We start from the raw sequence: 19,785 nt of genomic DNA, 5'->3' as shown, positions 1-19,785 counted from the left end.
CTGCGTTTGAGGTGGCACTCGCTACCCTTCGAGCCAAATACGTCTAAATTATGGTCTAAAAGAGTCCAAAAGTTAAGGTCTTTCAGCCATTCTCCCGGCCACATTAAACAATTGTGAACAAAACCTGTAATTAATTCTATCTTGAAGAAAATACCCCGAGCACGACAACATTCTCAAACCGTTTCTCGATAGCTTCGCCCCTGTCGCTCAAATAAACCGGCATAGTGACCCTTGGCGGCGATAAGCTCATCGTGGGTGCCTTGCTCAATGATTCTACCGTTGTCCAGCACATAGGTGTAGTCCGCCATTCGCACGGTAGATAGCCTGTGGCTAATAATTAAAGCAGCACGGTTGCCAATCTTATCGCGAAAATTTTCGAACAGTTCGAATTCTGCATTGGGATCCATAGCACTTGTTGGCTCATCCATAATGATAAAATTCGATGCCGGAAAAAACGCGCGAGCCAGCGCTATGCGCTGCCATTGCCCCAGACTCAGCTCGCGCCCGTTATCAAACATCCGGGTGAGCGGGGTGTCATATCCCTGATCCAGTGCGCTTATGAACCTGTCCGCATCTGCGCGACGAGCCGCCTCAAAAATTCTGGGGCTGTCTTCTGGTAAACGGACATCTCCAAAACGAATGTTCTCAGCTACAGTTGTGGCATAACGCGAATAGTCCTGAAATATCACACTGAATAGCCGGCGGTAGGCAACTGGATCAAACTCGCGGATATCCTTGCCGTCGAGTGTTATACGACCACGATTTGGATCATACAGCCTTGCCATCAGCTTAATCAGGGAGGTTTTGCCTGATCCGTTTTCCCCCACAAGGGCGACCACCTGGCCGGGTTTGACAGTCAGGTTGATGCCCTCAAGCGCAGGGACACTGTTGCTGGGATACTGGAACGTCACATTCTCAAAGTGCAGACCTGATGTGATCGGAGCGGGCAAAGATTTGGGTGCTGTTGGCGCTTTGATTTCAGGCTCGACCGACAGAAAACCGAACAACTGCCCCAGAAAAAGCTGATCATCATAAAGTTTGGAAACATGGCGAACGAATTCCTGCCCACTGCTTTCTGCTCGACGAAATAGTAGAACAAAGAGCACCAGATCGCCGACGCTCAAATCCCCCACCAGCGTCCGCATTACCAGAAACGATACAGCGCCCGCAAAGATGAGCGCGCCCAACCCCGAAACCACAAGCTCGGCAATCGCCTTGCGTTTCTCAATGGCGTATTGCTCCTCCCGCATACGTTTTTTCAGGCTGGAATAAAGCTCTTTGAGATGGGTACCTAAATCGCCAAGCCGCAGTTCCTTAGCGTGGATATCTGAGGTGATCAGCCAGTCCAGATAGCTCGCTCGCCTTTCTAACTGGGCGCGATCCTTCTGCCATTGGAAAAGGGCTTTGGTGAACTTCAAGCGGATGAACAATACCGCCAACATGGCTACCAGAATGGCCGGCAGCAACCGCCATTCGATGCCTACAAGCATCACAAGAATAGCAACCAGATAGAGTACACTTTTGAAAATCAGCAGAACAGTCGAGATCACCTGTGCCGGTCGCTGCGAGCCTGCCGCCCGCGCCCGTGCGAGCAGATCAAAATAGGCCGGACTTTCGTAGAACCCCAGATCGACACCGATGGCACGGTTGTGAATTTCACGATCGACATAGTCGGACACCAACATGCCCTGTGCTGTCCGCGCAAGGTTCGCCAGTGTCTGGATGGCCACCGCGCCCAAAAGACCTACGCCCGTGAGCACAAGATAAAGAAAGACCGGCCCCGTCTCGACCTCTCCTTCAGCGGCGAACTGGGTTGAAATCACATCTATGAGCAGCTTGATAACATAGAGCACACCGATGCCTACAACCACCTCGATGGCGGTCAGGACAGAGACGATCAAACTCATTTTCATGCTGCTGTAGCGCAGCAAGCGGAACACTTTGGGCCAGACTGTCAGGCCAGCTTTGACTTTCGACTTCACAGACCAGCATCTCGCTTGTGGGAAAATAACAGATGCCGCTTCAAAATGCCGAGCGGTTTGGAAACATAGTAAATCCACTGAAGCCCGCGCGGCAGGGGCCATGCCTCATATTCGTCATAGCCTGGCAAGACACGGGACAGGCGCGTCAGGATGCGCGCCCGCTTGCGTACTTCCGGCGACACCATCCACTTGAACGGCAGCCCTAGAAGCTCCTCACCCTCACGCAAGTCATATTCCAGCTGCAAATCCCCAGGCAGGTTTCTCAGGCAAACGGCGGCCAGCTCGGCACCCCGGCTGCCGCCTTTGGCCAAATTACTGGCATCGCCAGAAACCGCTATCTCATGCAGTTCCAGGCAAGCCTCGGCATTCGAGCGCAGACCCAACTCTGCAGCTCGTGCCAGTACTTTGTTCCGGTCGAAAGAGGGATCTGAAATGATCGCATCAAGATCTGCAATCCAGTGTAGGCGCGACCAGATGTGGCGAGTATTGTGATAGCAGACATAGCAAAAGAGATCGGCGGTCGGCATGACGCCGTAACGCAGTGCTTCGTCAGAGATCATTTCACGACGCTGCAATGTCTCCCCAACTTCAAAGAGTCCGAGCCTTTTGTCGATATTCCAATGTACCTCGATCGTTATATTATTCGGCGTCACAAGCGTCGCCACAGTCTTATAGTTCAGAATGGCCTCGAGATCACGATTGCTGATCTGGCATCCCTTCAGGTCGTTCCCATCGGCGATCTGATAACCCTTGGACAGCGCCTGGTGCACAAGTTTTCTCTGATCATCGCGCGACATAAGAATGTCTATATCGCGCGCAAAGCGCAGACCCGGATCATCATAATAGCGCGCAGCAAGGCTGGGCCCCTTGAGATAGACATGGGCCAGATCGAGCGGAGCCACGCAATCATTATGAAACTTCCGCTGCGCGGCCAGAACACGCAGCGCGCCAAAAGTAAGGGGCAAAACCTGCGCGCGCATGTCATCAAGCATGGGGCCATAGGTCTCGTCCAGCTTTAAGCTCTGCAAATTTCGGTAGACAAGTGGTAGGCTGAACTTGCGCAGAGCGATATCCGTGAGCTTCGGCCAGTCCTGGACGCGCGCGCAAAGCACGCGCGCGCGGTCCATGTCTTGAGGTGGAATAACAGCCCGGGATAGAAACAGAAGCGCATCGCAAATCGGTGCCGGAATGGACTGCATCTGTTCCATTCAGACCTCGAGTTCCGGCGTGGCCAAATCGCCCTGCGCCTGAGCGAGGTATTTTTTCACAAACGAGCGGAAAAATATTGTCGTCCCTGATCTTCCTGAAGTTCTATATTGTATAATCAAATTCCTGCCCTCAGCGCCCCACATCAATAAACAAATCCTGTAGCTCTCTGGCACACTCATCCCATGAGAACAGGCCCGCACGTTCCAGGCCTTCCGCAATTTTTGCCTCTCGCTGGGCCGTATCCGTGCAGATGGAATATATGGCCTGTGCAATCTCGGCAACGTTTTCTGGGTCAACAAGCAGACCCGCATCTCCAGCCACTTCCGGCAGGGATGACGTGTTCGATGTGATCACCGGCACGCCCGAGGCCATTGCCTCGAGCACTGTCAGCCCAAAACCCTCATAGAGCGAAGGGTGGATATAGAGCGACGCCCGCCGATATAATGCCCGGAGCTGTTCGTCGGTCACATAATCCAGCAGGTGAACGCGGTTCATCAGGCTACCGTCATCCAGTTCTCTGAGCACGGTTTCGGTTTCCCACCCCGCACCACCAACCAGAACCAGATGATGGTCAATCGTATCTTGCACCTGCTTGAGCGCGCGTAGAACACCCTGTACATTCTTGCGCGGGCTGATCTTGCCCGCCGTCAGAATGACGGGCACATCATCCGGTGGAAGATTCAAACCCGCCAGGCAGGCCATATCGCTTGGCACGAAGAATTCCGGAGAAACCCCCTCTTTGATCACGCGGATGCGATCGGCGACATGAGCACCAAGATAGCCCTCAACCTCGTCTGCTGTAGACTGCGAAACGCAGACGATCGCGTCGGCACGGGCTTCGGCCTGCCGCAGGCTTTTCTCCATGATCCAGGGCTTGGTATTGGTGAAATACTCTGGATGTGTAAGTGGCCCCAGATCATGAACCGTCACCACGTAAGGTTTCCGCGTGGCAATCGCATATCCCAACGAGACCGCATGGACCACATCCACGGGCCCGCCAATCAACCGCTCCAATGTAGGCATATCGAGATAATGCCAGGCCAACGGTGTCAGTCTGCGCCCCAATTTAATCAATTCAAGCCCTGTATCCGCCTGCAGGGCAGACAGTTTTTCGGGCGACAACGAGGACCAAGCCGCCACAGGCCGGATGGCAAGATCATCGAGCTTGCACAACCCCTTATACATTTCATGCGCGTAACGGGTGATGCCATGCCCTTGAGATGTCGCAAACTGGTTTGAAAAATAGGCAACATTTAACACTGCACGCTATGCCTCTGCTGCTGATTTGAAATATCCGGAAAAAATCGCTTTATGATCGTGTCCACCTTCGCCTGCCAGCTGTGTCGGGCGGAAAATGCAGATACTGCGGCTTTCTGATCGTCCGTGTCAGCCATGATAACCTCAATCGCAGGCGCAATGTCTGCTTCTGTTCCGATCTGCGTTACAGGCGGGTGTAGCGCATCGAATTCATCATGGGCGGTTGAGAGCACGGGAAGACCGGCAGCGGTATACTCATAAAGTTTGAGCGGGTTTTGTCCGCGATAAACCTCTTGCCGCCCGCGGTCATAGAGCATCACGCCGATATCTGCAGCCTTGAGGTATGCGGGTAAATCGGGCGGAGCTTTCGGACCCAAAAGCAAGACCGTGCCGGGCATCTGGTTCGCCAGATCGTGCGCCCATTGCGCCTGTGGACCGATCAGTATCAATGATCCACCTCGTGCCCCCATCTCTTTGGCAAGCGCCCCAAAAAGGCCCGGGTCGCCCTTTGCCAGCACACCGCACCAGACAGCTCGGGGGTGGGGCAGATGCGCGACCTCATCCGGGGCGGCAATTTCCGTGCGATAGATTTCCAGCTCGGCCCCCTGCCCCAAGACCGTCACCTTGGCGGCAGGAATGCCCAGATCTTCTACCAGATAAGTTTGCAGGCTTGTGCCAATAACGTAGACTGCGTCCGCCTGCGCATAATCCCGACGCTCCAGCGGTACAACCGCTGCCCCCCGAAAAGCCGGATAGTAATCCACGACATGAAAGATGACCTGCGCTTGGGGAAAAATCCTTTTCAGCGCCGCAACGCTGCCCGGCACGGTAGTCCATATGAGGTCGGGTTCAGACCTCCCCTGCCCGGTTACGCAAGTCCGGAGCGACGGCATCATAAGTCTATATTTCAAATAAGACGCGTTGGAGGTGTTCAGGGGCCAGACATCACGAACCGGCACGGGCGTGGCCAAATTCAGGACCCGCACCCTTCTGTCTGTGTACGGAGCCTTCTTCCACTCCTGCACATAGCCCTTTCCGCGCAAGAGGTGCACTGGATCAAGCGGGTTTTCCAGATAGCTCACATCAAACCCGCGCTGCCCAAACAACCGGGCCAGAACCTTGGTCGAGCACTGGATGTCCGAACTCCATAATGTCGGTCGGTGGAACAGGATATGCGGGGCCAAAGTCATTCGGCGGCAGGTTTTTGCGGGTCCGATGCCGCTGTCAAAACAGACGTACCCGCCCACATCTCATTAAGGTCTTTATCAAGTTGCTCCCGTGCGATCGCGTTCTGCCGATCCCAGACAACCGCATTCGCCCTGAAAATTGCTGTGGCTGAATGTGCGGCTGAGATAAAGCCCGGCGTACCATCCAGAAACCCGCGCTTTACCAGATATTTGCGGACAAATTCCGCGAACGGGCGCCCCACTACGTCAATCCATTTGACCGGGCGGCCACGACTTTCGACGCCTTTGGTAACCTCTTCCAGATAGGTTGCACTTTTGCGGATGCGCTTTTCAAAATTGTCTTCGTTGAAATGGATCATCAGCCCTTTCAACTGACCAATTCGCTCGGCGGGCGCATCTATCAGGCAACTTTCGTGGAACATGCCACCGAAGCGGAATTTATCCCGCCGCGCCAGATGGACCAAATTCCAGTCCCGCCAACCACCACCCTTCATGGGGCGGTGCATGAAATAGTTCAGCCGCCTATAGCGGTAGCCATCCTTTCCCATATCGGTAATGCCTTCATGGATTTCTTTGGCAAGTTCTGGGCTGACGCGCTCATCAATATCCATATGCAGCAACCAATCGCTGGTGGCTGCATCAATCCCCTTGTTGCGCTGATGACTGAAGTATTCGCCTTCCTCGCGCGGACTTTTGAGGAATTTGACCTTGTTACCATAGGCGTTCGCAATCTCTTCGGTTCGGTCAGTTGAGCCGTCATCCACGATAACGATCTCATCGACCCAATGGGCGAGATTTTCCAGAAAGCCACCGATGTCCCGTTCTTCGTTATAAGAGATCGAGACAACTCCAAGACTTGGACATTTGGTATTATTCATTTTTTTGTAGCCCGCGACGCTTTGAGTTTCAGATAAACAGGTCGGACCACCCGGTCGCGCATGCGGACCATGCGTTTTTTGATACGGGTCTTCAGATCGGGCTGCATGGCGGCAATAGTGGCTGCCGTCGGTTTGTGCGGATTGATCAGTTCCAGATCCTGATAGCCGAAGGCCTTGGCAATCTGACTGACCGAGTGGTCAAGCTGCAGCGTGTAATTCTCGTTGGCCATCCATTTCTCCTTCGAGGAGGTATGAACCGCAGAGCCGATCTCGTCCTCGTATTCGACGCCAACAAACTCACACAGATCCGCCAAACCCTGTTTCGGATCCGCGATAATGTCCTCGTAGCGCACCAACTTGAAGGTCTCCGGTGGTAACATGGACTGGATGCTCAAAAGGTTGCGCTGGATATTAAGCCAACCGAACTGGCGCCTCTCTGCATTGGTCGAAAACAATTCATGAGCAGAATATTGGACCGCCAGTGGATTGCGCACGAGACCGATGATCTTCACATCCATCTCCGTGCGGTCTACCCATTCCAATAGCAGGCTGAGAGCGCACCATTCTGCAAGGATTTGTGGTGATTTCTCAAAGAAAACCGGCTGGGCAAAGGTCTTGCACAACGCGTCCCAGCCTTCAAAAATCAGTTCCGTGTCATTCTCCGGAGGCTCATAATCGGGCATATTGCCCTTGAGCGTATCGATCAAATAAGTGCGCGCATTCTCGCGCGAGCCATAACCAGCATATGGCTTGAAACCCGAATAGAGCATGTCAGGCCGGTTCAGAACCACGGACGCCTTCAGCCAATGATGGGTCTCAAAATACGTATGGGGCGAATAGTCGACATGACGGATGCCCGAGTGTTTGCACAGCTCATCCTGCAGCATGGTTGAGCCAGAGCGTTTGTCAGACAGTAATATGACGACCGTAGGCATGTCCTGTCTCCTTGTCTGTTGAGGTATTCGAATAAACCGGAAAATGCCTGAGCGCGGCTAGCAAGCCAAAAATAAAATAGAACATCATGGCCCCGCGTGGCTGCGTCACCATCGCGTGACCAAATATTGCCCAAGGTGCCATCCCAACCACAGAGGCCAATAAAGCCTGACTGAAATACTGACCAATGCCTGAGCGCCTGCCCTTCACATGTCTGAGCGCGTAAAAGAACGCGCTCGCCAGCAAGAACATATGGAGCAGAGCCGCACCCATACCGTGTGCATAATAAGATATGGCGAACAGCGCATGATTAGCTTTGCCTGCAACCTCCGGCACGACGGTGTTAGATTTCAGGATGGCAACGCCTTGGCCTGCAAAAAGAAAGGCGGGATTGCCAAATAGGTGCTCGAATGGCTCTACGTAGGAAAGCAGACGTTCGGATTCCCGCTCGTCTTCAAGAGGGTTTTCAAAGATCGCTGTCGACCGGTTGGTCAGGCGATCAAAAAAGAAAACCTCAGAGTTAACGCCAACCATCATGACCAAAAGAATTCCAAACCCAACGGGTCGAAGGATGCCCTTCCTAATTCTCTTGAGACCGAGAAACACTGTGAAAAGAACAATTAGTATGGTTCCCAGGATCGGCCCGCGGGAATAGCTCATCAATACGCCCATAGGGGCCAGAAAACACGCCACCATCGCCACGGTTCGCCAGCGCCCGATCGGTTTGGGCCAACTGTAAAGCAAGGCGGCCAGCGGCCACGACAGATTGATGAAGCTGGCTCCCAGAATGGAGACCCCCACCAAAGTTCGCCCCCGTACCCCGGTGTCACCTGAATCCAGATAGGATGCAGCCACCTGCCGCCCTGCAGGATCAAGAAAGGTATTTTCGAGGACAAACCGTACTACGAAATTTCGAGTTTGTGGGAGGGAAGTCAAAATCATCAGTGAGGCCGTGACAATCACCCCAAGCGCGGCTGCCTTGATCACAAGCTCAAGATCTTCGGGCGTTCTGATAAGCTGTGCGGTTGCATAAAAGACCAAAAAGGCGAATGTTATACGCGCAGCCTGATAAACATGCTCGAAAATAGAGCCGGTATAAATGAAGCCTACAAACTCTCCGATCATCGTGAATAAAAACAGTGCCATAATAATCCACTGGAACGGTCTTCCATTGGATCCAAAACCTGGGCGCCGACTGGCATAATAGACAATCAGAACAATCATAATATCAATAAGATAAAGGGGCACCGGGCCCACACGAATATTCAACTTGGGAACAGCGGTCAGCATAAAAACAAAAGCCGCCAACGCTATCGTGCCATGGGAATACTGCTTAAGCATCGCCGATCTACCGTGCTGCGGCATGATAAGCCGCAATATACTTTTCGGACATCAGACGCTTGTCAAAAGATGCCGCACGCCGGAAACTAGCCTCTCCCATGTTCTGCCGTTTCTGTGCATCTTCAATCAATATCCCAAGGGCCTCTGCAATCGCCAGCGGTTCCGTTGGCGGCACAAGCAGAGCGCATTTCCCGTCAGTTCCCACTACCTCGCGCAATCCAGCGGCGTCGGACGCAACCACAGGCAGTCCGGCATTCATTCCCTCAACTGCAGCAAGGCCAAATCCTTCCCAAAGTGAAGCCATCAAAAAAATGTCGGCCTCCTGCAAAAATGGACCTACATCCTTGACATGCCCTTCAAATCGAACTGGCGTTTTCATTGCCGCCGCCTTAGTTTCCAGATCTGTTCGTAGGTCACCATCACCCAAAATACGGTATTCACACTTGTTTTCTGGTAGCGCTTCGAGCGCCTCAAAGGCCGCTGAATAATTTTTGGACCTGCGCAAGCTACCCACAGAAACGATTTTGACTCGACCCGTTGTGCTCCGTTTGGTGAAACTGTCAAACCTCAAACTAGCGCCATTCAAAATTACCTCTGCTTTGTCCGACAGGGTTGGATAAGCGGCCACCAGACTTTTGAGCGTACCATCACTGATACAATAGATCTTTTTGAACTGTTTGTAGATCAGAGGATCGACAATCTTTCCAACGGCAGACCCGCGGCGTTTATTGAATGTATTGTGCTCGGTAAAAACCACCGGACAGTGGATTGCACCGATATTCTTGAGCGCAGCAACGCAGGCGCTGGTTGGAAATAGGTGCGCGTGTACAACATCCGGCTTTGGGATCAACGTGCTAAGGTATTTGCGCAAAGCCAGAACAATACCCGGCTTGTAGGGACTCGAAAATCCCAAAGATACGGCATTGCGCAGCCCAACCGTCTCGCAACGCTCCAACGCAACCAGATGCGCATCTACACCAGCGGCAAGTAGATCCATATGAAGATCCTGCACCAACCGCTCAGCCCCACCACTATTATAGCCGAAGCTATTTATGATCTGCACAACCCTCACGATATCTCTGCTATCTTTCTTGTATTTTCCGCAATTCTATTTTGTTTTGCACCATCCAGACAGGTCCTTACCGACAATATTGGAGAGCTCCTCGATATCATCTCGATAGAATTGCACGAGGAATGCCTTTGTTTGCGCCTCCATTTTCGGACGCTCCAGAGTTTTTGAGAATATCAAAGACCGTAATTTCACCTTGGTGGACTTGGGTATCAGATTCTTTACTTTCTTCAATTGCGCGTGTTTTGAATCCATCGCACGGATCACCCATTTGGCCTTTGCAGCCCCGCCTTTTTGTGCATGAATTTCCTTGACGACAAAACTGTCATCAATCTTCAGCCAACTGAAAATATCCATCATTGTTTCCGTAGGAGCACGGTTTAGATCATCAAATAACACCAGCTTGATCCGATCCCGTCCAAACTGAGCGATCCAGGGAGCCAGAAACTTGGCTTGAAGCCCCTTGTTCAGTTTCGGCACGTTGATCTTATTGAGACTACTCCCGTTTAAATAGCCTGATGCATAGCGCGCTACATAATCAGAGAAATGACCTGTCTCGGTGCCATTACGCAAGAACAGAAGATACTCAGAGAAAAGGCGATCCACTGGGTTGCGCAGGCAGATCAGAATGCGCGCCTCAGGACAATCTTTGAAAATTTCAGCCGCGGTATCAGGATGGTAGATATAATGTGAGGCTTCGCCCACAATTTTTGCCCCCCCCACATTCTGAAACAGGCTTTGATAGGTCTCACCTGTCCGGTATTTTCCCTTTTTTAAGAATGTCTTCAGGAAATCCCTGTCTTCGGGTGACGGGTCTTTAATATTCCGAAACACTTCGGCCAGATAATAATCGGGTTCCTTGACCGGAGACATGTAGATATCCGGATGCTGTTCGAGCATCAGGTTCAGGCTTGTTGACCCGCATCGCATGCCGCCGATGACGAAAAAGTTTGGCTGTGTGAACATCAAAAAACCTCTGAACAAAGCAGGTACATATCATCATCTGAACCTCCGCAAAAAGGCCTTCATTCCGACCGGAATGCGGTGCCGCCAATAACCGGGGAAGTTGGGGTCAGGTTTGAATGCGCTCCATGGGCGTGGTGTCCAATTCGGTGCAGGTTCAGACATTACATCTCGGATCAGGGCGGCATAGGCATCGGCTGCGACCTCATCTGTATAACGTGCCCGCGCCTCAGACGCCGTAGCCCGGCTGAGTACCGCAAGCTTCGTACGATCCTCGTGCAGAGCTGCGATGGTGCTGGCGAAACCTTCAGCGTCACCCAATTCCTCGATAAATCCAGTGCGTCCGGTCTCAACCAGAAAGTCGGTGATTCCAGCGATCAGGCCGCAAACAGGTACGCATCCAGCCATCATCGCTTCCAAAAGCGCATTAGGACAACCCTCAAAATGAGACGTGAAGAGATAGACATCCGTCTCGCCCAAAAATTGCGGGATTTCCGCAGGGGTGAGTGCTCCCATAAATTCAACGCGGCCCTCGGCCAGATGCGAGGCCATCACCTCTTCCAAACGCGCCCTATCCACACCTTTGCCCGCAATCCGCAACCGGAAAGGTACCCCCCGTGCCCTGAGTGCATTGGCAATAGCGGGTAGATACATCACGCCCTTCTGGTTGTGCTCCAGACGGCCCAGGAAACCCAGCTCCAGCTGTGCGCCGGTGCCACGCTCAGTTTGAGCCGCTGTTTCGAACTTGGCGGCGTCAAGACCGTTGGGAATCAGCACAAGTTTCGCAGGATCAGCCCCGTAATCGGAGACCAAGTCATCGCGCAACCGGGGAGTCAGGGCTATGATCCGCGCCAATCGCTCCCGGCCTGACATGGTAATGCGATAGCCATGATCAAACGCATTGGCGCAGCGCGATAAAACCCGCATATGCGCGGGTAAATGCGGGATTGAAGACAATATACCTTCGGAGTTTATAGCCATGACACAGTCTATATCGTTGTCTGTGCACCATTTCGTGAAAACCTGCGCCTGTCGTTTCATATTCAGGGAGGCCGAGGCCAATCGAACACAGCCGTCATCCACATAGGCCTCCTCCCAGAGCTGCGCCTGCGGCTTTCCGACGGTCACGCAGTAAAGCGATACGCCCCGCGCTGCGAGAGCGGGACGGATATTGCGATAAAACGTGAAGGTACCACTGTCTTTGGGCACGGAACCAAACGCGACCTTGAACGATTTATGCGGTTGTTCTGACATTGCAACCATCACAACAGCGCCGAAATCTGGGCGGCCAGAGCTTTTGTATTATAGCGCTCTTCTACCTTGGCGCGACCATTCGCACCAAAGTTGCGTCTCTCTCCCTCATCCGCGATCAAGTGGGACAAACTGGCGGTCCATTCCTTGTCTGAGGAAACCAAAAACCCATCCGACCGATCGGTGATCACATCACCATTGGCCCCCACCCCGCTTGCCACAACCGGAATGGACGTGGCCATATATTCCAGCGCCTTGAACGCGCATTTATAGATGTTGAACGGGTTATCAATAAGCGGATAGAGGCCAATGTCGAAATCGGCCACTGCAGCTGCTACCGCCTCGGGATCAGACCAGTTCACTTCATCCACGAGATCGAGCGTCAACCCGTCGATATCGCCGAAGACCTCGGCCAGTTTTGGCTCACCGCAGGCCCCTACAATTTTAAGACGGATGTCGTGTTTCGCGGCAAGACTGCGCAGCGGTGCCTCAAGAATCGAGGTCAGATCTTCGACATAATGGGCGCCGTTGCCGATCCAGCCCAGACACACTTGTCCCGCGTCACCTGCAGTGCGTGCCCTGTACTGATCCAGGCGAATGCCCGAAGGGACGAAATGTGCCCTACCACCTGCCTCTCGAACCAGCCCCTCCAGATTGCGGCTGCCCGCGAAAACCCCGTGCGCATCGCGCATCATAGTCGCAGCATTGCGCTGAGAAATCTCCCGGCCCACACGCGAGGGCGCATCATCGATATCAAAAAACACCCGCTTGCCCATAAGCTTGGCCATGCGCAACAAGGCAATATCATAGCGAGAATACTGCTTCTGGAAAATCATGACATCGTGCTGCATAGTAACTGCCAACATTCGCAGGTAATCTCGTCGGCGCGGCGCATGATGGTAGGAAACACGATGCCCCAACGCCTCAAGTTCTTCGCCAATCCAATAGCCACGCACACGCGAGCTGGCCTTGTTGCGATCTCCCAGCAGAATAAACGCAACCCTGAGGCTGAGGGAATCCGGAGTGTGAGGTGTCGTCATCCGAAGAGCAGGCCTTTCCAGCTGCCCGCGTCTTTTGGAGCCTGCCTATTGGATGATCTTGGTGTTGTCGAATACCCAGGAGCTTCGTATCGACCTTCCATGAACGTAATCCTTGTTACTGCACAACCGCTAGCGAACCAAAGTTTGACCAGCAACTCGCAAAAAACTCATCATAAATTTCTGGGTTTCTAATCTTATTTTCCCAAGTTACTGAGAACAAAACCAAACGTCCAACGGATAACATAGGCATCTTTTATCCGAACATAGCTCAGTCGTCTTTGAACTCATAGCCAAACCGGTTGACAATCAGACTCTCACGTTCGGCGACGAGTTGGCGAGTCTCCATATCGTAGAAATCCGATCTTTTTACGGTGGCCGAGCGCGATGCATTCCTGGGCTTTCCAGTGCCAATCACGGAATCGAGAGTTTCGGCCTGTGCTATCCCGTGGTCGAGTACGACTGACCGGAAATCGGCCGCAAGTGTCTCGGTGTGCAGAAAACGGTCAATATAACAATGTTGTTCGACCCATTTCTCGAGAGTTACGGAATCTCGCAGACGTCCCGAATGCAACGTTTTGTTGTCGGCGCAATACAGATTGCAGAACCGATAGCTGTAAAGGCCACTGTAGCTAAAAAGACGCGATGAATAATATGCGCCAGACAGCACGGAAGCCAGCTTAGGATCCATCAATTTGCGAAGCCATGTTCGAAAAGCTTCGGGATTGTTGGGGTCTGAATAAAGTTGCAAATTTGCTTTACGGTCCTGGCGGGCTGCAGCAAGAAGAGCTGGGACGAACCCAAGTATAGCGCCGCGCGGATTCTGTGTGTAACCGCGGCTCTTCAACGGTCGAAACCGAGTTAAAGCTAGGTAGGGCCCCGATTTCCTTTTTTGTTTTACTCCATAGGACCAAAGAGAAAGGTAGAAGTCCCAAGGGTTTCGTATCGTTGCAAATTTTAAAATATCACTTGAGATGATTGCCTCATCGGGCTTCAAGTGGTGTTTTACATGTCTCTGTGGAACTTCGAGTGCGTGTAGCCAAGTCAAAACGGAGACACTCCCCGTCTTGTTCAAGTCAACGTAAACAAACTCGTCGGATAGGAACATATACTCACCTTAATCTGGCGCGGCTGCTCGCTCTTGCGTGCATAATAACCATCTCCAGTTTATTCATCGCCGGGCAGGCTTGCCAGTCCTGCATCTTTTCCGGCCAACACTCATTATTCGCAGACATTCTGCCCTGACCGCAACATGATTCACCACAGCCGTGTTCGCGAACTCACCGAACAAGGTTTCCCGTTAGGTGTAGAGAATTACAACGTGACCAGCCGAGAATCTATGTTAAGGCTGTGAAACAAGAACTTTTTCAGGACGATCGCATATGAGTGACACAAGTTTTATCAATCCGACTGCCAAACGCATTATGGTGACCGGCGGTGCTGGATTTCTGGGCAGCCATCTGTGTGATCGCCTGGTTGAGGCCGGGCACGAGGTCCTGTGCGTCGACAATTATTTTACCGGACGGCGCGGCAATGTCAGCCATCTCATGGGCGCACCCAATTTCGAGTTGATGCGCCATGATGTGACCTTCCCGCTTTATGTAGAGGTGGACGAGATTTACAACTTGGCCTGCCCTGCGTCACCGATCCATTATCAGCATGATCCGGTGCAAACGACCAAGACGTCCGTGCATGGTGCGATCAACATGCTGGGTCTGGCCAAGCGTGTCGGGGCGAAGATCATGCAGGCCTCCACCTCCGAGGTTTACGGCGATCCCGATATCCACCCCCAGCCTGAAAGCTACTGGGGTAATGTGAACCCGATCGGCATCCGCTCGTGCTATGATGAAGGCAAACGCTGCGCCGAGACCCTGTTTTTCGACTACCACCGTCAAAACCAACTGCGCATCAAAGTAGCCCGGATTTTCAACACCTACGGGCCGCGTATGCACCCTCATGACGGGCGTGTGGTCTCGAACTTCATCATGCAGGCGCTCAGGAACGAAGATATTACCATTTTCGGAGACGGTCAGCAGACACGCTCGTTCTGCTATTGCGATGATCTGATTGAGGCCTTTATCCGCCTGATGGCCACGCCAGACGATGTGACGGGCCCAATCAATACCGGCAATCCAGGCGAGTTCTCAATGCTGGAACTGGCAGAAGCGATTATTGAGCTGACGGGTACCAAGTCCAAAATCGTTCACAAACCCCTGCCGCAAGACGATCCCAAACAGCGCCAACCCGATATCACGCTGGCCAAAAAACACCTCGACTGGGAACCTAAAGTCCCCCTTCGCGAAGGCCTTGTCCCCACGATCGATTATTTTGAGCACCTCGTGAAAGCGGGCATCGCATGAGGCTGGGGTAAGGAGCGCCTAGTTCATTTTTCTGGCAACCCACCCCAGAAACGCCTTGTCGGCGTTTCGCGGAGGGGTGCGAGCGGCGAAGGCCTGCCATTCGGCTTCCAGCGCGTAGATGTCCGCACCGGGGGCCAGCCTGCGGGCTTCATCCAGCGTCTCGGGGGTCAGCGACAGCCTGCCGCCTTCATCCACCACCGTATCGCGACGCGTGACAGAGATGATGTCGCCGGGTTCTTCTTCCAGCTTGTAGTCCGGCAGATTGTCGGTGGCGATGATATCGCGCACCATAGCGCGGAAGACGCGCCGCGGGCTGGCGGAACCCGACTTCTTCAGCAGCACCTCCAATGAGACGCGCCAGCCTGATTGCTGACCGCAGTGTTTGCGCGCTAGCGCGTACAACCGCCTCTCCAACGGACGGCGGAGCGTAAAATACGCCCGGCTCAGCGTCAGAACCGAACGCGCCAGCACCGCCTCATAGATCCACTCGCTTAACGTGACAGATACCGAAACCATGCGCCCTGCCCGGGTTTTGCGTACGATTTCCCAGCGTTCAATCAGGCCAAAACCTGTCGTGATCTCGCGCTCACCTGTGACTATATTGGTCGTGATGCGAGTTCCCGCGAGCCGCTCAAAGGCCTCTTTCAAGCGGCGGTAGGCATCTCCGCTGGTTTCACGACCGGTGGCAAGCAGCAAGTCATGCGCTGTAAGCGTGAGCTGCCGCGATACAGCACGACCCGCGTTCAGCGCCGCCATCAGTTGGCTGATACAAAAGATCAGAATGTCGGCATCAAAGATCGTGGCCCGCCCTTTCACCGAGGGTGTCACAGTCACTGCCACATCATTGTGAGTATAGTTCAGAATGCGCCTATCTGGGCGCGTAGCCAGTGAAAAGAGCGGATGCTCCAGTGAAGCCAGATCATGTTTTGGACTAGCCGCAAAGAAGTCACATACAAAGAAATCGCCCGGGCCTGCCGCCGGTATGCCTGTCGTCATCTGCCTCTCCATCCGCCGGCTTGCCGGACTATGCATTACTTACATTTTTTGGTCGGGGAAGGACTGCTCGGCTCCCCTAAAATGGATTCGTCGTTTCATTGACACCCAAGTTATCCACAGGGTGAGCTCAGGTATAGTCTTTTACCCGCACAAATCGGGGGTTCAGAGTCAGCCCTTCGGGGGTTCAGAGTCGTTTTATCGGGGTTTTAGAGTCATTCTGAATACAAAAAACCATAAATAAATGTTTTTATTCAATACCTTATAAAGGTAGTTTTTTACCTTAACTACAAATAACAAAATTTTAACACCATAAGCAGGCAAGAAACTGACCAAAACCGCGATTTGGCAAGGGATGTCCCTATTTTCATAGAAAAAATAAGGGAGTGTACAAAAAATCATCCATGCTACATATTTTGTGTTATCAGGCAGAAAACATGATACATGGAGGCATTGATGGGCAATAACGGCCAAGTCCCCTATCTAGGCATTTCATCAGATGATGCGCTGGCAAGTATGGATGCGCCGATCAGCACAGAAGATCTCGCAGGAATTGCAAAAACATGCCGGAATGGTCGGGATATTCTTACTGCCTACAGGCAGAATACAACCGATCAGAAAACCCTGCGCCGCTTCTCGACATGGGAGATCACCAAATATCTCATCCCCGTGGCCCCGGCCCATTTCCGCCGGGTGCTGCGCCAGAACCCCGAGTTGCCACAAGGTCTGACGGAAACCGAAGGCGGTGCCAAATGGTTCACGCTCGATGAGGTGCTACATTTGCGAAATCACTTCGCGGCGGAAGGCAGCAAGCATCGCGACTACCTACCCTATCGCCCCCCCGGTTTGCCTGCCAAGATCGTGACCGTAGCCAATTTCAAAGGTGGTGTGGGCAAAACCTCAATGGCGGCTCATTTGGCGATGTCAGCTGCTCTGGATGGTTACAAGGTGTTGATCATTGATCTTGATAGTCAGGGATCAATGTCTTCGATCTTCGGCGGGCAAATCAAAGACAAATGGGAAACCGTCTTTCCTCTGTTTGCTCGCCATTACGGTGATCACTTGCGGCGGGACAACCAGTCGCGTCTGGATCGGGGTGAACCTCCCCTTCCCCTTGATGGCACCGTTGCCCAAGCCATAGAAATGACAGCCCAAGATGTGGTGCAGCGCACCCACTGGCCAAACATTGATCTTTTGGGCGCACAGTTGGATTTGTATTGGGTTGAATTCCAGGCACCAATCTGGCGCACCCAGGCGCGGACATGGAAGCTGTGGGATGCGCTGTCCGATCGGTTGGACGCAGATGGGATACTGCAGGAGTACGATCTTGTAGTCCTGGATACGCCCTCCTCTCTGGGGAATCTGACGATTAGCGCGCTGGCCGCCGGCGACATCCTGCTGGTACCCACGGGTGCCTCGTTCCTTGAGTTTGAAGCCACCGGTCGATTTTTTGACATGCTGCATACGACTTTTGCTTCGATTGAAGAGACCGAGAATATCGCCGCCCAGGCGCTGGGACATACGGGCCTGAGATTTAACTGGGACGCCGTGCGCGCAGTGATCACTCGTTTTGACAGCAGCAGACAAGCGGAAACCGCCGCCCTCATGCAGGGCCATCTCGGGACGGTGCTTTCCCCTTACCGTCAGGATTTCACCCCGCTTATTGGGCAGACAGACGAACAAGTCACGAGCGTCTACGAGACTGACTACCGGGATTTCAACCGCGAGGCCTACGCGCAGGGACGTCAGGCCTTTGATGCGACTTACGCTGGTTTCAAACGCCTGCTCCTTGGAGCCTGGCGCCGGGATGAGTTGGCCGCCGCCGAGAGAGCCCGTGACGGTGTATAAGCATCTCGCTTCCTTTCCGAATTGAGCCGGACCAACCTTTAAGTTGACAGCTGTCAACTCGAACCGGTTGCCTCTGGTAGGCTCTGAAAAAACTATCGTCTGACACGGAAATATTCAGGTTGCGGTACGATTCACACCGTTCAACAGGGCCATCACCATCGGTCCGGGAGAGAACTCTCCGACCACCGCCTTTCCCGTCAGGGCCCGCAGATACCCGCCGGGGCTGTTGATGTTGCCAAACCTTTGCAGAATGCAGACGACGGTTACAGCGGCGGTTTCCGGGCCCATCACCTCTTGAGCTTCCTGCCAGGCCGAGGGACTGATCCCCATCATTCCGCGCACATAGCTGGCGGCTATCACCAGATCACGCCATTCGCGCGGTTCGCGTTCGCAATAAGGCAGGATATCAGGGCATGCCTTCAGGATCAGAGGCAGGGGCACCCTTGGCAGTTCCCGATCCGGTTCACAAGAACCAACCGGGCCGCCTTCGCCGTTATCCCTTTCAGGGCAATGTTCAGATTCAAGGTTATCTGGTTTTGAATTATGATAGTGCCGCCCGGAATCGTCGTCATTGCCGCTCATTTTTTCTGTTTCCAAGATAAGCAAGGCGCGGATGTTTCCGAGGATGTCCGAGGTCCGGCGTTCCAACTCGGACAGCGCTTCAAGGCCCAGCTTGCGGCGCATCTGCTTGTGAACCTCCAGCAGGTCGGCCAGAAGTGCGTCCCAGTCGCCAGGAAGGGCGATTTCCTGTCCATAGAGCGCCAGTTTTAGAGCGTCGCGCTTAAGTAAGGACAGCTTCTCTCGAGCAGCCTCCAATTGCGCCTGAGCGGCGCGGGCTTCTTGGGCGGCAACGTTAATATGCACAGCGTGCTGGAGTAACGGCCGCAGATCAAAGCCAAACGCGCAGGTAATCTCTCCGTCGACGTCACGCCGGGCGTAACGCTTGCCGTTGGGGCTGTCGTGGCGTGCAATCAGCCCTGCACGCACCAGTGCTACCAAATGACGACGCAGCGTGCTTTCGGCCATGCCATGCGCACGGTTCGACAAGGCTGCATTTGATGGAAAGACAATCAGGCTGTCGTCATCTGACAGCGACGTATTCGGGTGAAAAGAGACCAGCGCGTTTAGCACCGCCAGATCCCGATCGGTCACGCCAAAGGCGCGGCGGGCGGTGCAAAGATTGCGCAGCAGTTCCCATTTGTCGATATGCGATATCTCGGGTGCGGTCTGCATAGCCGCCACCTGTTTGATCAGTCCAGCCGTTACCGGCTGCCCAAAAGGCGTTATTGTAATGTGTTCCATTTGCTGTCACGAGACAAAACTTTTCACCCGCCGGGCTCGACGCCAGTTGACAGCTGTCAACTCAAAGCCATAAAATCGGAGGTGCTAAATCACCAATTCAGGCCTCTTGGAACTTCGGTTCTGAGGGGTCTTTTCTTTTCGTCCTGCCTGTTCGTGCCTCCTTGTCGCTGCTCCA

General features: G+C 53.4%; 16 protein-coding genes. 2 read left to right on the top strand and 14 right to left on the bottom strand.

Features of this window, described 5'->3' with window-relative positions:
* Nucleotides 1-173: 173 nt before the first annotated feature.
* From ACRZ9U_RS19630 to ACRZ9U_RS19575, 12 genes are all read right to left on the bottom strand, one after another.
* Entirely contained in the window at nt 174-2,084 is a 1,911-nt protein-coding gene (locus ACRZ9U_RS19630) for an ABC transporter ATP-binding protein (protein ID WP_170746947.1), read from the bottom strand.
* Nucleotides 1,979-3,190 carry a nucleotidyltransferase family protein gene (locus ACRZ9U_RS19625; RefSeq protein WP_170408847.1) on the bottom strand — a complete coding sequence of 404 codons (1,212 nt, stop codon included), beginning with the start codon at nt 3,188-3,190 and terminating at the stop codon, nt 1,979-1,981. Before ACRZ9U_RS19625 ends, ACRZ9U_RS19630 begins: the two co-directional genes overlap by 106 nt.
* A gap of 130 nt (nt 3,191-3,320) precedes the next feature.
* Nucleotides 3,321-4,451: a glycosyltransferase family 4 protein gene (locus ACRZ9U_RS19620; protein ID WP_170746948.1), complete on the bottom strand. Its 1,131-nt coding sequence runs from the start codon at nt 4,449-4,451 to the stop codon at nt 3,321-3,323.
* A complete protein-coding gene (locus ACRZ9U_RS19615; protein WP_170408845.1) occupies nt 4,445-5,638 on the bottom strand; it encodes a glycosyltransferase in 1,194 nt (397 codons plus the stop codon). The genes ACRZ9U_RS19620 and ACRZ9U_RS19615 overlap by 7 nt, the downstream gene beginning before the upstream one ends.
* Nucleotides 5,635-6,513: a glycosyltransferase family 2 protein gene (locus ACRZ9U_RS19610; RefSeq protein ID WP_170408844.1), complete on the bottom strand. Its 879-nt coding sequence runs from the start codon at nt 6,511-6,513 to the stop codon at nt 5,635-5,637. Before ACRZ9U_RS19610 ends, ACRZ9U_RS19615 begins: the two co-directional genes overlap by 4 nt.
* On the bottom strand, nt 6,510-7,448 hold the full coding sequence (locus ACRZ9U_RS19605) for a sulfotransferase family protein (RefSeq protein ID WP_170408843.1): 939 nt from the start codon (nt 7,446-7,448) through the stop codon (nt 6,510-6,512). Before ACRZ9U_RS19605 ends, ACRZ9U_RS19610 begins: the two co-directional genes overlap by 4 nt.
* A complete protein-coding gene (locus ACRZ9U_RS19600) occupies nt 7,420-8,787 on the bottom strand; it encodes a hypothetical protein (RefSeq protein WP_170408842.1) in 1,368 nt (455 codons plus the stop codon). The genes ACRZ9U_RS19605 and ACRZ9U_RS19600 overlap by 29 nt, the downstream gene beginning before the upstream one ends.
* Nucleotides 8,788-8,794: 7 nt before the next feature.
* On the bottom strand, nt 8,795-9,850 hold the full coding sequence (locus ACRZ9U_RS19595; protein ID WP_480902754.1) for a glycosyltransferase family 4 protein: 1,056 nt from the start codon (nt 9,848-9,850) through the stop codon (nt 8,795-8,797).
* Between the two features lie 45 nt (nt 9,851-9,895).
* Nucleotides 9,896-10,822, bottom strand: coding sequence for a sulfotransferase family protein (locus ACRZ9U_RS19590; RefSeq protein ID WP_170408840.1), 927 nt, complete (start codon nt 10,820-10,822; stop codon nt 9,896-9,898).
* A gap of 33 nt (nt 10,823-10,855) precedes the next feature.
* Nucleotides 10,856-12,073 carry a glycosyltransferase family 4 protein gene (locus tag ACRZ9U_RS19585; protein WP_170408839.1) on the bottom strand — a complete coding sequence of 406 codons (1,218 nt, stop codon included), beginning with the start codon at nt 12,071-12,073 and terminating at the stop codon, nt 10,856-10,858.
* Between the two features lie 8 nt (nt 12,074-12,081).
* Entirely contained in the window at nt 12,082-13,110 is a 1,029-nt protein-coding gene (locus tag ACRZ9U_RS19580; RefSeq protein ID WP_170408838.1) for a glycosyltransferase family 4 protein, read from the bottom strand.
* Nucleotides 13,111-13,378: 268 nt separating this feature from the next.
* Nucleotides 13,379-14,215 carry a hypothetical protein gene (locus ACRZ9U_RS19575; protein WP_170408837.1) on the bottom strand — a complete coding sequence of 279 codons (837 nt, stop codon included), beginning with the start codon at nt 14,213-14,215 and terminating at the stop codon, nt 13,379-13,381.
* 274 nt (nt 14,216-14,489) lie between these two features.
* Here ACRZ9U_RS19575 and ACRZ9U_RS19570 point away from each other — a divergent pair, with 274 nt between their 5' ends.
* Nucleotides 14,490-15,467, top strand: a complete 978-nt coding sequence (locus tag ACRZ9U_RS19570; RefSeq protein WP_170408836.1) for a UDP-glucuronic acid decarboxylase family protein — start codon at nt 14,490-14,492, stop codon at nt 15,465-15,467.
* Between the two features lie 18 nt (nt 15,468-15,485).
* On the opposite strand, the gene ACRZ9U_RS19565 is transcribed toward ACRZ9U_RS19570, so the two are convergent.
* Complete coding sequence (locus tag ACRZ9U_RS19565) at nt 15,486-16,463, bottom strand: replication initiator protein A (protein WP_480762329.1); 978 nt, start codon at nt 16,461-16,463, stop codon at nt 15,486-15,488.
* A gap of 453 nt (nt 16,464-16,916) precedes the next feature.
* On the opposite strand from ACRZ9U_RS19565, the gene ACRZ9U_RS19560 reads away from it, so the two are divergent.
* Nucleotides 16,917-18,308 carry an AAA family ATPase gene (locus ACRZ9U_RS19560; protein WP_170408834.1) on the top strand — a complete coding sequence of 464 codons (1,392 nt, stop codon included), beginning with the start codon at nt 16,917-16,919 and terminating at the stop codon, nt 18,306-18,308.
* Between the two features lie 114 nt (nt 18,309-18,422).
* Here the strand turns inward: ACRZ9U_RS19560 and repC are convergent, their stop codons facing one another.
* Entirely contained in the window at nt 18,423-19,610 is a 1,188-nt protein-coding gene (gene repC / locus ACRZ9U_RS19555) for a plasmid replication protein RepC (protein WP_170408833.1), read from the bottom strand.
* Nucleotides 19,611-19,785: the final 175 nt, after the last annotated feature.

The sequence above is a fragment of the Ruegeria sp. D7 genome (assembly GCF_056534355.1).
Note: the sequence above shows the minus strand (reverse complement) of the source record. Positions and strands in the feature narration are given on the sequence as shown.

What these genes read in the sequence shown, in the direction of transcription:
- ACRZ9U_RS19630 (WP_170746947.1), bottom strand. Translation starts at nt 2,084, where the DNA reads ATGGCCCCTGCCGCGCGGGCTTCAGTGGATTTACTATGTTTCCAAACC.
- ACRZ9U_RS19625 (WP_170408847.1), bottom strand. Translation starts at nt 3,190, where the DNA reads ATGGAACAGATGCAGTCCATTCCGGCACCGATTTGCGATGCGCTTCTG.
- ACRZ9U_RS19615 (WP_170408845.1), bottom strand. Translation starts at nt 5,638, where the DNA reads ATGACTTTGGCCCCGCATATCCTGTTCCACCGACCGACATTATGGAGT.
- ACRZ9U_RS19610 (WP_170408844.1), bottom strand. Translation starts at nt 6,513, where the DNA reads ATGAATAATACCAAATGTCCAAGTCTTGGAGTTGTCTCGATCTCTTAT.
- ACRZ9U_RS19605 (WP_170408843.1), bottom strand. Translation starts at nt 7,448, where the DNA reads ATGCCTACGGTCGTCATATTACTGTCTGACAAACGCTCTGGCTCAACC.
- ACRZ9U_RS19600 (WP_170408842.1), bottom strand. Translation starts at nt 8,787, where the DNA reads ATGCTTAAGCAGTATTCCCATGGCACGATAGCGTTGGCGGCTTTTGTT.
- ACRZ9U_RS19590 (WP_170408840.1), bottom strand. Translation starts at nt 10,822, where the DNA reads ATGTTCACACAGCCAAACTTTTTCGTCATCGGCGGCATGCGATGCGGG.
- ACRZ9U_RS19585 (WP_170408839.1), bottom strand. Translation starts at nt 12,073, where the DNA reads ATGTCAGAACAACCGCATAAATCGTTCAAGGTCGCGTTTGGTTCCGTG.
- ACRZ9U_RS19580 (WP_170408838.1), bottom strand. Translation starts at nt 13,110, where the DNA reads ATGACGACACCTCACACTCCGGATTCCCTCAGCCTCAGGGTTGCGTTT.
- ACRZ9U_RS19575 (WP_170408837.1), bottom strand. Translation starts at nt 14,215, where the DNA reads ATGTTCCTATCCGACGAGTTTGTTTACGTTGACTTGAACAAGACGGGG.
- ACRZ9U_RS19570 (WP_170408836.1), top strand. Translation starts at nt 14,490, where the DNA reads ATGAGTGACACAAGTTTTATCAATCCGACTGCCAAACGCATTATGGTG.
- ACRZ9U_RS19565 (WP_480762329.1), bottom strand. Translation starts at nt 16,463, where the DNA reads ATGACGACAGGCATACCGGCGGCAGGCCCGGGCGATTTCTTTGTATGT.
- ACRZ9U_RS19560 (WP_170408834.1), top strand. Translation starts at nt 16,917, where the DNA reads ATGGGCAATAACGGCCAAGTCCCCTATCTAGGCATTTCATCAGATGAT.
- repC (WP_170408833.1), bottom strand. Translation starts at nt 19,610, where the DNA reads ATGGAACACATTACAATAACGCCTTTTGGGCAGCCGGTAACGGCTGGA.